The 14,662-nt window shown below is 69.9% G+C and carries 12 protein-coding genes; 4 read left to right on the top strand and 8 right to left on the bottom strand.

Annotation, left to right across the window (positions count from 1 at the left end; genetic code table 11):
* The first annotated feature begins 21 nt into the window (after positions 1–21).
* Positions 22–1,548, top strand: a complete 1,527-nt coding sequence (locus PGB34_RS15620) for a UxaA family hydrolase (RefSeq protein ID WP_271429029.1) — start codon at positions 22–24, stop codon at positions 1,546–1,548.
* Entirely contained in the window at positions 1,545–2,603 is a 1,059-nt protein-coding gene (locus tag PGB34_RS15615) for a malate/lactate/ureidoglycolate dehydrogenase (protein WP_271429028.1), read from the top strand. The genes PGB34_RS15620 and PGB34_RS15615 overlap by 4 nt, the downstream gene beginning before the upstream one ends.
* A gap of 4 nt (positions 2,604–2,607) precedes the next feature.
* Here the strand turns inward: PGB34_RS15615 and PGB34_RS15610 are convergent, their stop codons facing one another.
* From PGB34_RS15610 to PGB34_RS15600, 3 genes are all read right to left on the bottom strand, one after another.
* The gene (locus PGB34_RS15610) at positions 2,608–3,609 is read right to left on the bottom strand and encodes a tripartite tricarboxylate transporter substrate binding protein (RefSeq protein WP_271429027.1); all 1,002 of its coding nucleotides are present in this window, start codon (positions 3,607–3,609) and stop codon (positions 2,608–2,610) included.
* Positions 3,610–3,701: 92 nt separating this feature from the next.
* Positions 3,702–4,553, bottom strand: a complete 852-nt coding sequence (nadC, locus tag PGB34_RS15605) for a carboxylating nicotinate-nucleotide diphosphorylase (protein WP_271429026.1) — start codon at positions 4,551–4,553, stop codon at positions 3,702–3,704.
* A gap of 107 nt (positions 4,554–4,660) precedes the next feature.
* Positions 4,661–5,560 (bottom strand): NUDIX hydrolase, encoded by a 900-nt coding sequence (locus PGB34_RS15600; RefSeq protein ID WP_271429025.1) that lies wholly within the window; start codon positions 5,558–5,560, stop codon positions 4,661–4,663.
* 152 nt (positions 5,561–5,712) lie between these two features.
* On the opposite strand from PGB34_RS15600, the gene katG reads away from it, so the two are divergent.
* Complete coding sequence (gene katG, locus PGB34_RS15595; RefSeq protein WP_271429024.1) at positions 5,713–7,893, top strand: catalase/peroxidase HPI; 2,181 nt, start codon at positions 5,713–5,715, stop codon at positions 7,891–7,893.
* Between the two features lie 66 nt (positions 7,894–7,959).
* On the opposite strand, the gene slmA is transcribed toward katG, so the two are convergent.
* From slmA to PGB34_RS15580, 3 genes are all read right to left on the bottom strand, one after another.
* Positions 7,960–8,601, bottom strand: a complete 642-nt coding sequence (gene slmA / locus PGB34_RS15590) for a nucleoid occlusion factor SlmA (protein ID WP_271429023.1) — start codon at positions 8,599–8,601, stop codon at positions 7,960–7,962.
* A gap of 215 nt (positions 8,602–8,816) precedes the next feature.
* Positions 8,817–9,710: an acetylglutamate kinase gene (argB, locus tag PGB34_RS15585; protein WP_271429022.1), complete on the bottom strand. Its 894-nt coding sequence runs from the start codon at positions 9,708–9,710 to the stop codon at positions 8,817–8,819.
* A gap of 160 nt (positions 9,711–9,870) precedes the next feature.
* Complete coding sequence (locus PGB34_RS15580) at positions 9,871–10,968, bottom strand: MraY family glycosyltransferase (RefSeq protein WP_271429021.1); 1,098 nt, start codon at positions 10,966–10,968, stop codon at positions 9,871–9,873.
* Between the two features lie 65 nt (positions 10,969–11,033).
* Between PGB34_RS15580 and PGB34_RS15575 the strand changes: the two genes are divergently transcribed.
* The gene (locus tag PGB34_RS15575; RefSeq protein WP_271429020.1) at positions 11,034–11,801 is read left to right on the top strand and encodes a glycosyltransferase family 2 protein; all 768 of its coding nucleotides are present in this window, start codon (positions 11,034–11,036) and stop codon (positions 11,799–11,801) included.
* 4 nt (positions 11,802–11,805) lie between these two features.
* Here PGB34_RS15575 and PGB34_RS15570 read toward each other — a convergent pair whose 3' ends face one another.
* Both PGB34_RS15570 and PGB34_RS15565 read right to left on the bottom strand, forming a co-directional pair.
* A complete protein-coding gene (locus PGB34_RS15570; RefSeq protein WP_271429019.1) occupies positions 11,806–12,813 on the bottom strand; it encodes a glycosyltransferase family 2 protein in 1,008 nt (335 codons plus the stop codon).
* Positions 12,810–14,654 carry a glycosyltransferase family 2 protein gene (locus PGB34_RS15565; RefSeq protein WP_271429018.1) on the bottom strand — a complete coding sequence of 615 codons (1,845 nt, stop codon included), beginning with the start codon at positions 14,652–14,654 and terminating at the stop codon, positions 12,810–12,812. Before PGB34_RS15565 ends, PGB34_RS15570 begins: the two co-directional genes overlap by 4 nt.
* Between the last annotated feature and the right edge of the window lie 8 nt (positions 14,655–14,662).

Genomic DNA, 14,662 nt, shown 5'->3' with positions numbered 1-14,662 from the left:
AAGAGAGAGAGAGAGCCCACGATGACCCCCTTCATCCGCCTGCACCCCGCCGACGACGTGGTGATCGCGCGCGGCCAACTGGTCGGCGGCGCCAGCGTCGAGCACTTCACGGTGCGCGGCCTGGTGCCGGCCGGCCACAAGGTGGCGGCGCGCGACATCGCGGCCGGCGCGCCGGTGCGCCGCTACAACCAGATCATCGGCTTCGCGAGTCGGCCCATCGCCCAGGGCGAGCACGTGCACACGCACAACCTGGACATGGGGCCGGACAAGGGCGACTTTGCGCGCGACTACGCCTTCGGCGCCGACGTGAAGCCCGCGCCGCCCAGGCGCGAGGCCAGCTTCATGGGCATCCGGCGCGCCGATGGCCGCGTGGCCACGCGCAACTACATCGGCGTGCTGACCAGCGTGAACTGCTCGGCCACGGCCGCACGCGCGATCGCCGACCATTTCTCGCGCCAGACCAACCCGGCCGCACTCGCGGCCTTCCCCAACGTGGACGGTGTGGTCGCGCTCACGCACGGCACGGGCTGCGGCATGGACACCCAGGGCCTGGGCATGCAGATCCTGGCGCGCACGCTGACGGGCTATGCCACGCATGCGAACTTCGCGGGCGTGCTGGTGGTGGGCCTGGGCTGCGAGGCCAACCAGATCAACGCCTGGCTGGCCACCGGGCACCTGGTGGAAGGCGACAACCTGCAGACCTTCAACATCCAGGACACCGGTGGCACGCGCAAGACGGTGGAAAAGGGCATTGCGCTGATCAACGCCATGCTGCCGCGCGCCAACGCCGTGCAGCGCCAGCCCTGCAGCGCGGCGCACATCACCATCGGCCTGCAGTGCGGCGGCTCCGATGGCTATTCGGGCATCAGCGCCAACCCGGCGCTGGGCGCCGCGGTGGACCTGCTGGTGGCCCATGGCGGCACCGCCATCCTTTCCGAAACTCCCGAGGTCTATGGCGCCGAGCACCTGCTCACGCGCCGCGCCGTGCGCCGCGAGGTGGGCGAAAAGCTGGTCGAGCGCATCCACTGGTGGGAGCGCTACACGGCGCTCAACGAAGGCGAGATGAACAACAACCCCTCGCCGGGCAACAAGGCGGGGGGGCTCACGACCATTCTTGAAAAGTCCCTGGGCGCAGTGGCCAAGGGCGGCACCAGCAACCTGGAAGCCGTGTACGAGTACGCCGAGCCCGTCACGGCGCATGGCTTCGTCTACATGGACACGCCCGGCTACGACCCCGTGAGCGCCACGGGCCAGGTGGCCGGCGGTGCCAACATGATCTGCTTCACCACGGGTCGCGGTTCGGCCTATGGCTGCGCGCCCTCGCCTTCGCTGAAGCTGGCCACCAACAGCGCGCTGTGGCAGCGGCAGGAGGAGGACATGGACATCAACTGCGGCGAGATCGTCGACGGCCGCGCCAGCATCCAGGAGATGGGCCAGCGCATCTTCGATCTGGTGCTGGCCACGGCCTCGGGCCAGCAGAGCAAGAGCGAGAAGCACGGCTACGGCCAAAGCGAGTTCGTGCCGTGGCAAGTCGGAGCAGTGATGTGAGCAAGACCATTCTTCCAAATCAACTCACCGCGCAGGTCGCGCAGATCATCGCGGCTGCGGGCAGCAGCGCGGCCGAGGCGCAGACCGTCGCGGCGAACCTGGTGCTGGCCAACCTCTCGGGCCATGACTCGCATGGCGTGGGCATGGTGCCGCGCTATGTGGACGCCGTGCTCGAAGGCGGCCTCAAGCCCAATACCTGCGCCACGGCGACCCTGGACATCGGCACCCTGCTGGCCCTGGACGGCCAGCGTGGCTACGGCCAGGTGGTGGGCGAGCAGGCCATGCAGATGGGCATCGCGCGGGCAAAGCAGCATGGCAACTGCATCATGACGGTGGGCAACAGCCACCACCTGGGCCGCATCGGCCACTTCGCCGAGATGGCGGTGCAGGCCGGGCTGGTCTCGCTGCACTTCGTGAACGTGCTGTCGCGCCCCGTGGTGGCGCCCTTTGGCGGCGGCGACGGGCGCTTCGGCACCAACCCCTGCTGCATCGGCGTGCCGCTGGCGGGCGAAGAACCCTTCGTGCTCGATTTCGCCACCAGCCGCGTGGCACAGGGCAAGATGCGCGTGGCCCACAACAAGGGCGAGCGCGTGGCACCCGGCACCTTGATCGACGAGCACGGCCGCCCCACCACCGACCCCGGCGTTGTGGTGGTGCCGCAGAGCAACGGCCTGTTCGGCGCACTCATGACCTTCGGCGAGCACAAGGGCTATGGCATGGCCGTGGCGTGCGAGCTGCTGGGCGGCGCGCTCTCGGGCGGCGGCACCTGGCACCGCGAGGCCGACCAGGCACGCACCGTGCTCAACGGCATGCTCACGGTGCTGATCGACCCGGCCCGGCTGGGCACGCAGCAGGTGTTCGAGCAGGAGGCGCGCGCCTTCGTGGACTGGCTGCGCCAGGGGCCGCCCGGCGAAGGCCACGAGCGCGTGCTGATCGCCGGCGAGCCCGAGCGCGCGGCGCGCGCCGCACGCATGCAGCAGGGCATCACGATGGACGACCAGACCTGGGCCGAGATCGTCGAAGCGGGCCGCAAGGTGGGTTGCAGCGTCGGCTGAGGGCCTACTGCTCCACACGCAGGCCAAGCTTGGCCGTGACCATGCCGAAGCGCCGCAGGTCGCGCGCGAGCAGGCTGCCGAAAGCCTGCGGCGCCATGTCCGCGCCCCGCGTGAGCGTGTAGCCCAGGCCGCGCAGTTGCGCCTGCAGCGCCGGATCGGCCAGTCCCTGCGCCAATGCCTGGTTGAGCTTCTGCACCACGGCCTCGGGCGTGCCGGCCGGCGCCAGCAGGCCGTGCCACTGGTCCAGCTCATAGCCGGGGAGGCCCTGCTCGGCCACCGTGGGCACATCGGGCAACTGCGCCGTGCGCTGCGGCGAGGTGACGGCCAGCGCGCGCAGCTTCGCAGTCGCCAGCAGCGGCGCCGCGCTGCTGGCGGTGACGATGCCCAGCCCGACCTGCCCCGACATCACATCGGCCAGCGCCGGCCCGCAGCCCTTGTAGGGCACCTGCGCCATGCGCAGCGGCGCGGCCATCTGCAGCATCTCGCCGGCCAGGTGCTGCGGCGTGCCGGCGCCGCAGGAGGCGAACAGCATGGGCGCCGCGGGTGCCTTGGCGGCCTGCAGCAGATCGCCCATGTGGCGCAGCGGTGATCCCGGCGGCACCACCAGCACGGAGGGCACGAAGCCCACGTTGAACACGGGCGTGAAGTCGCGCGAGGGCGAGAAGTCCAGCGGGCCGAAGACGCCGGGGTTGATCGCAAAGGAGCTGTTGACCATCAGCAGCGTGTGCCCGTCGGCCTGCGCCCGGGCCACATGGCTGGCGCCGATGTTGCCGCTGGCGCCGGGCCGGTTTTCCACCACCACGCTCTGGCCCAGGGCCTGGTGCAGCACGGGCGCGAGCTTGCGCGCGAGCAGGTCGGTGCCGCCGCCCGGCGCGAAGGTCACGACGAGGGTGATGGGGCGGTTGGGGAACGGTGCTGGCTCGGTGGCCTGGACCGGCGTGATGCTGGCAAGAACGCAGGCGCCGACGACCAGCGCGCGTGCCGCTGTGCTGCGCAACTGCTTCATCTCAGTGGCGCCCGGCCGCCCGAAGGCACTGAGGCAACCCCTCGGGGGGCAGCGGACCTCGCGAAGCGGGGAAGCGTGGGGGTCGTTTCATCTCAAGCATCCAGGCCGATGTCGAGCACGGCCGCGCTGTGCGTGATCCAGCCCACGGCGATCTGGTCCACGCCGGTCTCGGCAATGGCTGGCGCGGTTTCGGCGCTCACGCGGCCCGAGGCTTCGAGCACCGCGCGGCCCTCGTTCAGGCGCACGGCCTCGCGCAAGGTGGGCAGGTCCATGTTGTCCAGCAGCACGATGGGCACCTGCAGCGCAAGCGCCTCGCGCAGCTGCGCCAGCGTGTCCACCTCCACCTCCATCTGCACCATGTGGCCCATGGCGGCGCGCGCGCGTTCGACGGCGGTGCGCAGGCTGCCGGCGATGGCGATGTGGTTGTCCTTGATCAGCACCGCATCGTCCAGCCCGAAGCGGTGGTTGCTGCCGCCGCCCACGCGCACCGCGTACTTCTGCAGCGCGCGCAGGCCCGGCAGGGTCTTGCGCGTGCAGGTCACGCGCGCGCGGGTGTGGGCAATCGCATCGGCAATGCAGGCGGTGGCGCTGGCCACGCCAGAGAGATGCCCGAGGAAGTTCAGCGCCGTGCGCTCGGCCATCAGGATCGCGCGGGCCGAGCCTTCGATGTGCGCGATGGCGCTGCCCGGCTGCAGCCGCGCACCGTCGGCCAGCAGCGGCTGGAAGTCGATGGCCGCATCGCAAAAAGTGAAGGCCAGGCGGGCCAGGTCCAGCCCGGCCAGCACGCCGGCCTGGCGCGCCACCAGCGTGAGCCGGCTGCGCGCCGCCTCGGGCACCACGGCAAAGCTGGTCAGGTCGCCGGCCCGGCCCAGGTCTTCCAGCAGCGCGGCGCGCACCGGCGCCTCCAGCATCAACAAGGGCAGCGGTGGCACGGTCGTGGTCATGGGTTCACCTCCGTATTGCTCATTTTGAGTATTACAAGAAGGCTAGTTTTTATACTTGAATCGAGCATAAGTTCAGCCTGAGGCCGGTACCCGGGTCGGCAGTGCGGTCAGCGCGAGAGCGGCAGCTTGCTGCCCGAGATCGCGCGCTCCAGCAGCACGTCGTCGCGGAAGCGGAACAGCATGGCCGGACGGCCCGAGCCGCCCTGGGTCTGCGCGCCGGTCTCTTCCACCAGCGCCTGCTGCTCGACCAGGCGGCGGAAGTTCTGCTTGTGCAGCGCGTGGCCGGCCAGCGCCTCCACGGTCTGCTGCAGTTGCAGCAGGGTGAAGGACGGCGGCATGAGCTCGAACACCACGGGCCGGTACTTGATCTTGGCGCGCAGCCGCGCGATGCCGGTGGCCAGGATGCGGCGATGGTCCAGCGCCATGGGCGCGCCGGTGCCGCCGTGGCGCCCGCCGGCTTCGGCCACCAGGCCCGCTTCGTACAGCAGCTCGTAGCGCTGCAGCACGAAGTCCTCGTTCCAGGGCGCGCCCTGCAGGCCGAAGGCCGTGTCCACGCGCATGCGGCGGCGCTGGGCCTGGGGCGCATCGGGCGCGGCGTCGCGCCAGGCCAGCAGGGCCGGCAGCAGCGGCGCCAGCACGGCTTCGGCGGCGCCTGCGCGGCGGTCTTCCCAGGGGAAGTAGTGGTACCAGTCGCGCCAGCCGCTGCCCAGCGCCGCGGCTTCGCGCGTCAGGCCCAGGTAGCTGACCGAGACCACGCGGCCCTGGGCGCTCGCACGGTCGCGGTCGGCGAAGGTGTAGAGCTGCTCGATGTAGCCGATGGGCTGCTGCGTGCTGCGCTCGATCCAGGCCCGCATGCCCGATTGCAGCGAGCGGTGCGCCTGCTCCAGCGGCCCGCTGGGCAGGGCCCGGCCCTCCTGCGTGGTGAGCACGCGCGCCTGCCCGCCCGTGACGGCGACGAGCACGGCCACGAGTTCGGCGGTGATGGACGATGAAGGCGCGGGCGACACGGATGAGCCGTCGAAAAAATGAGCCGCATTGTGCCGTCAGGAATCACGGCCGGTCCTGGCTATGGCCGGCATCGGAAATGGCAATGCGCCGCGTCACCCTTTGCGTCAAGAATCGAAGGCCCCGACAACAGGCGCCCAAGGAGAAATGCCCCATGAGCCAAGACACGCAGGCCGCAGCCCAATGCCCCTTCCACCGCACGGCCGGCGCCGGCCGCAGCAACCGTGACTGGTGGCCCCAGCAGTTGCGCGTGGATCTGCTGAACCAGCATTCGGAGCGCAGCAACCCGCTGGGCGAGAAGTTCGACTACCGGGCCGAGTTCAAGAAGCTGGACTACGCGGCGCTCAAGGCCGACCTCAAGGCCGTGCTCAGCGATTCGCAGGACTGGTGGCCCGCCGACTGGGGCAGCTACGCGGGCCTGTTCATCCGCATGGCCTGGCACAGCGCGGGCACCTACCGCATGGCCGACGGGCGCGGCGGCGGCGGCCGCGGGCAGCAGCGCTTTGCGCCGCTCAACAGCTGGCCCGACAACGTGAGCCTGGACAAGGCGCGGCGCCTGTTGTGGCCCGTGAAGAAGAAGTACGGCCAGAAGATCTCGTGGGCCGACCTGATGATCCTGGCCGGCAACGTGGCGCTGGAGAACAGCGGCTTTCGCACCTTCGGTTTCGGCGCCGGACGCGAGGACGTGTGGGAACCCGACCACGACGTGAACTGGGGCGGCGAGACGGCCTGGCTGACGCACCGCGAACCGGCATCGCTGGCCAAGAGCCCGCTGTCGGCCACCGAGATGGGCCTGATCTACGTCAACCCCGAAGGCCCCAACGCCAGCGGCGACCCGGCCTCGGCCGCGCCCGCCATCCGCGCCACCTTCGGCAACATGGCCATGGACGACGAGGAGATCGTGGCCCTCATCGCAGGCGGCCACACGCTGGGCAAGACCCACGGCGCAGGCGCCACCACGCATGTGGGCCAGGACCCCGAAGGCGGCCTGATCGAGGACATGGGCCTGGGCTGGAACAGCACGCACGAAAGCGGCGTGGGCGCGCATGCCATCACCTCGGGCCTGGAAGTGGTCTGGAGCCAGACCCCCACGCAGTGGAGCAACCACTTCTTCGAGAACCTGTTCAAGTACGAATGGGTGCAGACGCGCAGCCCGGCCGGCGCGATCCAGTTCGAAGCCAAGGATGCGCCCGAGATCATTCCAGACCCCTTCGAGCCGGGCAGGAAGCGCAAGCCCACCATGCTGGTGACCGACCTGACGCTGCGCTTCGACCCCGAGTTCGAGAAGATCTCGCGCCGCTTCCTCAATGACCCGCAGGCCTTCAACGAAGCCTTTGCGCGCGCCTGGTTCAAGCTGACCCACCGCGACATGGGCCCGCGCGCCCGCTACCTGGGCCCCGAAGTGCCGAAGGAAGAACTGATCTGGCAGGACCCGGTGCCCGCGGTGGACCACGCGCTGGTCGACCCGCATGACCAGGCGGCGCTCAAGGCGCAGGTGCTGGCCTCGGGCCTCACGCCGGCCGAGCTGGTGGCGACCGCCTGGGCTTCGGCCTCCACCTTCCGCGGCGGCGACAAGCGCGGCGGCGCCAACGGCGCGCGCGTGCGCCTGGCACCTCAGAAGGACTGGGCCGTCAACGATCCGGCGCAGCTGGCCAGGGTGCTGACGCAGCTCAAGGCCATCCAGGCGCGCTTCAATGCACAAGCCAAGGGCGGCAAGAAGATCTCGCTGGCCGACCTGATCGTGCTGGCGGGCAATGCGGGCGTGGAGCAGGCCGCGCAGGCGGCCGGCCACCGGCTGGAGCTGCCCTTCAACCCCGGCCGCACCGATGCCACGCAGGCCCAGACCGACGTGGCTTCCTTCGAAGTGATGGAACCCACGGCCGACGGCTTCCGCAACCATGCCGCGACCGACGCCAGCACCCCGGCCGAAGTGGCGCTGATCGACCGCGCCCAGTTGCTGACCCTGACAGCGCCCGAGCTGACGGTGCTGGTCGGCGGCCTGCGCGTGATCGGCATCAACACCGGAGGCAGCCCGCTGGGCGTGCTGACGGACAAGCCGGGCAGCCTGAGCACCGACTTCTTCGTCAACCTGCTGGACATGGGCACGGTGTGGAAGCCCGCGGCCGACCAGAGCGGCGTGTACGAGGGGCGCGAGCGCAACGGCGGCGCGCTGAAGTACAGCGCCACGCGCGCCGACCTGGTGTTCGGCTCGAACGCCGTGCTGCGCGCACTGGCCGAGGTCTATGCCAGCGCCGACGCGCAGCCCAGGTTCATCGAGGACTTCGGCCGCGCCTGGACCAAGGTGATGGAGCTGGACCGCTTCGACCTGGCTTGAGCCTCCAAAAAGAAAGCCGCGCCACCCTTGGAAGGTGGCGCGGCTTTTTTTGTTGGTTGAACAGCTTCAGAGCAGCAGGGCCAGGCTCGCGTCCAGGTGCTCCGAGGGCGCGCGCCTGAAGCCCGAGCGGGCAAAGCGCTGCAGCTGGCCCATGGCCAGCGCCGTCAGCGCCGCGGCGCGGGCCTGGGCGTCTGCGGTGGGGGCCTCGCTGCCCTGCGCCACGGCCCCGTCGCGCAGCACCTGCTTGAGCGCGGCCTCGAGCTTGTCGAAGAACAGGTTCATGCGCTGCTGCAGCCGCTCGTTCTCGTACACCAGCGCATCGCCCACCATCACGCGCGTCATGCCGGGGTTTTTTTCGGCGAACTGGATCAGCACGCGCAGCACCTGGGCGGCCTTCTCATGGGCCTGCAGCTCGCGTTCGGTGATCTGGTTGACCAGGGTGAACACGCTCTGCTCGATGAAGTCGATCAGGCCCTCGAACATCTGGGCCTTGCTGGCGAAGTGGCGGTACAGCGCGGCCTCGCTGACGCTCAGGCGCGCGGCCAGTGCGGCCGTGGTCACGCGCTCGGCGCCGGGCTGCTCCAGCATGGCGGCCAGCGCCTGCAGGATCTGCACCCGACGTTCGCCGGGCTTGGGGCGCTTGCGCACGGGGGGCGGCGCCGTCTCCGGCGCTGCGTGGGTCGTAGAGACAGACTCGTCTGCAGACATCGAGCTAACCATTTGTAAAAAAATGATTCTGTCACGGGCTGCACGGTGAGTGGGCGCCAACGTTGCAAAATTCGCGACACCCCCTGAATTCAGCGCCCTGGTATGCAGAATTTCGTGAACTATTTCACGAAATTTGGTATGGCGGCGCATTCCCCTGCTCGCTGCCCTGGCCGCCTGCGGGCCGGAAGCGCCGGCCCGCGCGCGCCCAAGGGGGCTCAGCGCGCCCGGATCATGGTGCCGTAGGCCTGGTCGCTGAGGATTTCCAGCAGCATGGCGTGCGGCACGCGGCCATCGATGATGTGGACCGCGTTGACGCCGCTCTTGGCCGCGTCGATGGCGCCGGCGATCTTGGGGATCATGCCGCCCGAGATGGTGCCGTCGGCGATCAGGGCGTCGATCTCCTTCATCGTCAGCTCGGTCAGCAGGTTCTTGTCCTTGTCGAGCACGCCCGGGATGTTGGTCAGCATCAGCAGCTTCTCGGCCTGCAGCACGGTCGCCAGCTTGGCCGCCACCACGTCGGCGTTGATGTTGTAGCTCTCGTTCTGCTCGCCGAAGCCGATGGGGCTGACCACGGGGATGAACTGGTCGTCCTGCAGCGCCTTGACCACCGAGGGGTCGATGCTGTCGATGTCGCCGACCTGGCCGACGTCGTGCTCCTTGCTCGGATCGGCCTGATCCATCATGCGCAGCTTGCGCGCGCGGATCAGCCCGCCGTCGCGGCCCGTCAGCCCCACGGCCTTGCCGCCGGCCTGGTTGATCAGGCCCACGATGTCCTGCTGCACCTCGCCGGCCAGCACCCACTCCACCACTTCCATGGTTTCGGCGTCGGTCACGCGCATGCCCTGGATGAAGGTGCCGGTCTTGCCCAGGCGCTTGAGCGCGGTCTCGATCTGCGGGCCCCCGCCATGCACCACCACGGGGTTGATGCCCACCAGCTTGAGCAGCACCACGTCTTCGGCGAAGTCCTGCTGCAGGGCCGGGTCGGTCATCGCATTGCCGCCGTACTTGATGACCATGGTCTTGCCATGGAACTTGCGGATGTAGGGCAGCGCCTGGGCCAGGATCTCGGCCTTGTCGCGCGGAGGGATGTTCAGGACGGGGTCGGTCATGCGAGGCTCGTGGTTGAGGGGATGAGCGGGTTGGATTGTTTCAGGGCACCCGTGGAACGGGCTTCGCCCGGCCACCGGGTGCGCCCCCTTCGGGAACCAGAAGGGGGAGCCGCGAAGCGGCCTGGGGGTTGATTCCGGTCCTTCGGCCTGGGGGTTGATTTCAGTCCCTGACCCAGCGCGGCACCTTGAAGCGCACGATCATCAGGTACGCACTCACATAGGTCACCACGAAGAGCAGGCAGAACAGCGCCAGGATCAGCGTGCGGTTCCAGAACAGCACGGCCGGCACGATGGACAGGGCCGCGAACATCCACAGGTAGGGCGAGGTGCGGTTGTTGCGAGACAGCAGTTGCCGCGCCTCGCTGTCTTCCACGGCCGGGCGCACGATGCGCCGGAAGATGAGCTGGTGCAGGTGCAGCGCATCGGCCGTGCCGGGCGACTGTCCGCGGGCGGCCTTGCGGTAGATGGAGAACAGCGTTTCGCACACCGGGTAGATGAGCAGCAGCATCGGGAACCAGGGCGAGACCAGCGGGTGCCGCTGCACCAGTTGCACGCAGGCCACCGCGATGACCATGCCCCAGATGTAGGCGCCGCCGTCGCCCGCGAAGATCTTGCCGCGCGGGTAGTTCCACAGCAGGAAGCCCACGGTGGCGCCCATCAGGCAGACCACCATGGCCGCGAGCTGGCGGTCGCCCAGTTGCAGCGCCACATGGGTGATGGCCAGGCAGACCTGCACAGCCACCGTGCCGGCCAGGCCGTTGTAGCCGTCGATGAGGTTGAAGGCATGGGGCAGGCCGCTGAGGGCCAGCACGGCGATGAAGGCCGCCACCAGCGGCGTGGCCTGCAGCCAGCGGTCCACCGGGTAGTAGCCCAGCCGGTCCACGCCCAGCTCCAGCAGCCAGCACAGCAGCACCGCCGAGGCCGTGGTCAGGCCCAGGCGCACGCGCACGGGCACCTTCTGCGTCACGTCTTCGGACACGCCGCCGAGCACGGCCGGCAGGATGCAGGCCAGCAGCAAGAGCGCGCTGGTGACCGGCCACTGCACGTTGAAAGGGTCGTTGCCCGTGATGCCGGCGGCAAGCCAGCCGATGCCCGTCCCCAGCAGGATGCCGGCGCCGCCCAGGCGGGGCACATGGCCGGCGTGGAAGCGCTGCGGCATGTCCAGGCCGTAGCGGCGCGCATGCCGGCGCGCGCGCCGCATGAAGTACAGCACGGCGATGGCCGAGGCAAGGAAGCTGATGACGATGAGGGCGATCATGAGGAGGGCGGGGCGCCAGGGCCGGTGCGTGGCAGCCACCTAGAATTCCCGACCGAAATTAGACCATGCCTGCTCCATCCGCACCCCGCCCGCTTATCACCGTCTCCATCGTGAGCCATGGGCAGTTGGCGCTGATCCTGCCGCTGCTGGAGCAACTGGCGCTGCACTGCGCCGACGTGCTGGCGCGTGTGGTGCTGACGCTGAACATCCCCGAGCCCGATCTGCTGGCCGGCCGCCACTGGCCCTTCGCGCTGGTGCGCCTGGACAACGCCCGGCCCAAGGGCTTTGGCGCCAACCACAACGCCGCCTTCGCGCAGGACGCCGCGCTCGGCGCGAGCGACTGGTTTCTGGTGCTGAACCCGGACATGCGCTTCGATGCGGACGTGCTCACGCCGCTGCTGGCCCAGGCGCAGCCGCGCGACGGCCTGCTGGCCCCGCGCATCCTGGAGCCCGGCAAGGCCGGGCCCGAGGCGCACCGGCGCCTGATCACGCCGCGCGAGATCCTCACGCGCAACAAGCCCGGCCATGCCGCGCCTGCAAAGCCCGACTGGCTCCCGGGTCTGTTCATGCTCTACCGCAGCCAGGCCTACGGCGCCATCGGCGGCTTCGACGAGCGCTTCTTCATGTACGGCGAAGACTTCGACATCTGTGCCCGCCTGCGCCTGGCCGGCTGGCAGATTCGCATCGCCGAAGACCTGCAGGCGCGCCACGAGGCGCAGCGTGCCAGCCACCGCAGCGCCAAACACCTGCGCTGGCACATCGGCAGCCTGGCGCGCGTGTGGCTGTCATCGGCCTTCTGGCGCTACCGCGCGCTGCTGGGGCGCGAGCGCTGAGCGCTCACCCCTCGAACAGGTCCTGCACGATGGCCTGCCAGCCGCGGTCGTAGCGCGCGTAGTGGCCTTGCGTGGCATGGCGCAGCACGGGCCAGGCGCGCAGCAGGCGCGGGGCCGGCAAGCCGGCCCTAAAGCGCAGATGCACCAGCTTGCCCGCGACCAATGCGCGCGCCGCGTCGGGCACCGCATTGCCCAGCGCCTGCAGGCGCTGCTGCAGCAGCTGCATGCGCACCACGCGTCGGGCATATTTGTCGCCACGCGGCGCGAGGGCCTTGCGCACCTTCTCGGCCAGGGTCATGCGGCGGGCGCCGATCTGGTTGGCCCCGTGCTGGCGGTAGTCGATCAGCGCGGCATCGATCACGTCCACGCGGCCCGTGGCGGCGGCCAGCGCGGCCAGCCATTCGTCGTGCACCCATTCGCGCGGAAAGGGCAGCGCCACTTCGAGCAGCGCCCGCCTGAACACGGTGGTGGCGCCGGTCACGAGGTTGCGGTGCATCAGCACCGCCAGCGCCTCGCCGCGCTGGATGGCCTCGATTTCGTCGCGCCGCGCCTCCAGCCCCTCGAACAGGCTCTGGCCCAGCGGCTGCAGCTGGCCGTCGACCAGCCGGGCGTCGGAATGCAGCAGCAGCAGGTCGGGCCGGGCCGCAAACTCGGCCGCCATGCGCGCCAGCCGGCCGGGGTGCCACACGTCGTCCTGGTCGCACAGCGCGATCAGCTCGCCGCGGCAAGCGCGCACGGCCTGCTCGAAGTTGCGCACCACGCCCAGCGCAGGGCGGTTCTCGAACACCGTCAGCGCGATGCGCCCGTCCAGGCCCGCGGCGGCCAGCGTCTGGCGCACCACGGCCACACCCTCGTCGCGCGAGGCATCGTCCGAGAGCACGATCTCCATGGGCAGGCAGTCGGCCTGGGCGCAGATGCTGCGCACCTGCTCGGCCAGGTAGCGCGCGCCGTTGTGGGTACACAGCGCCACCGACACGGTGGGCTGCGCGGCCTGCGGGTTCGCCGGCGTCACGGTGCCGGGCGCCGCGGCGGCCAGGCCAGGCCCATGTCCTCGGCGTCCAGCCGCAGATTGGGGTTGTAGGCCGGGTCGTGGTCGATCAGGCTCTGCCAGCGCGCGAACATGGCGGTGCGCTCGCGTTCGAAGCGCTCGCTGGGCTGCGCCTTCACGTCGGTGCCACGCGTGGCCGATTCGTGGTGGATCAGCTCGGCGTAGGGCGTCCAGATGTTGCGGTAGCCGGCCTCGCGCAGGCGCAGGCAGAAATCCACGTCGTTGTAGGCCACGGCGAACACGTCCTCGTCCAGGCCGCCCACCTGGTCGTAGAGGGCCTTGCGCACCACCAGGCAGGCGGCCGTGACGGCCGAGAAGCCCTGCAGCAGCGCCGCACGCCCCGCGTAGCCGTTGAGGCCGCGCGGCAGGCCCCTGTTGGCATGGGCCGCCAGCCCGCCCGGCCCCAGCAGCACGCCGGCATGCTGCAGCGTCCGATTGGGGAACCACAGCCGCGCGCCCACGGCGCCCACGCCCGGCTGCAGCGCCAGGCTGACCATCTCCTCGAGCCAGTCGCTGGAGAGCACCTCGATGTCGTTGTTGACCAATGCCAGCACCTGGCCTTGAGCCTGGGCCGCGGCGGCGTTGTTGAGTGCCGAGTAGTTGAAGGGCCGGTCGTCGCGCAGCACGCGGATGCGCGGGTTGTTCTGCGCCAGCTGCGCGAAGCTGGCCACGGCGGCCGGATCGTCGGAGCCGTTGTCCACCAGCAGGATCTCCCAGTCGGGGTAGCTGCTGCGGCGCTCGATGGAATGGATGCACTGGCGCACCAGCGCCTGCGCATTGCGCGTGGGAATGATGATCGAGACCTTGGGCGGCACATCGGGCAGCGCATAGCGCACGCGGTAGCCGATGCCCACGTGCTCGGCCTGGCCACGCACGCCGGTGCGCGCCAGGTGTTCGTTCAACGCACGCTCACCCGCGACCACGGCATAGGGCTTGGCATCCATCGAGCTGGCCGTGCTTTGCGCGTGGATGCGCCAGTGATAGAGCACGCGCGGGATGTGCACGATCTGCGCCGGCTCGACGCGCTCGACACAGCGCAGCACCAGGTCCCAGTCCTGCGAGCCTTCGAGGCCCTTGCGAAAGCCGCCCACCTCGCGCACCAGGCCCGTGTGCAACACCCCGAGGTGGCTGAACATGTTGTGCGAGCGAAAGAGGTCGGGGTTCCAGTCGGGCTTGAAGTAGGGGTCGGAGCGCACACCCGCGTCGTCGACCTTGTCCTCGTCTGAATAGATCAGCCGCGCCTGCGGATGGGCCTCGATGCAGCGCGCAACCTCGAACAGCGCATCGGCCGGCAGAAGGTCGTCATGGTCCATCAGCGCGATCCAGGGCGCGGTGACGGCATCGAGCGCGCTGTTGGAGGCCTCGGAGATATGGCCGTTGCGCTCGCGCAGCACCAGGCGGATGCGCGCATCGGCCGCCGCCATCTGCTGCAGGGCTTCGCGCACGGCCGGATCGGGCGATGCGTCGTCGGCGATGCACAGCTCCCAGTGCGGATAGAGCTGCGCCTGCACCGAGGCCACGGCCGCGCGCAGCCAGCGCGGATCGGGGTTGTAGCAGGGCATGAGCACCGAGATGCGCGGCGGCGCCACCATCGCATCGACCTGCGCCCGGATGCGCTGGCAGGCCGCGTCATCCAGCATGTCGTAGGTCTGCACCCAGCGGCCGTAGTCGTTCTGCGGCCGCGTGCGGCGGCGCATCTCCCAGTCCACGCCGCGCCAGCCGGCACGCCGGTAGACGCGCCAGGCCTGCGGCAGTCGCTTGATGAGGCCGGGGCCATGGGTCAGGAGTTTGCGGAGGACCGACATGGTGGTGC

The organism is Xenophilus arseniciresistens (genome assembly GCF_028023875.1).
In the GTDB taxonomy this organism is placed as follows: domain Bacteria; phylum Pseudomonadota; class Gammaproteobacteria; order Burkholderiales; family Burkholderiaceae_C; genus Xenophilus; species Xenophilus arseniciresistens.
The sequence above is the reverse complement of the archived record's forward strand: the minus strand, read 5'-3'. Positions and strand labels throughout refer to the sequence as shown.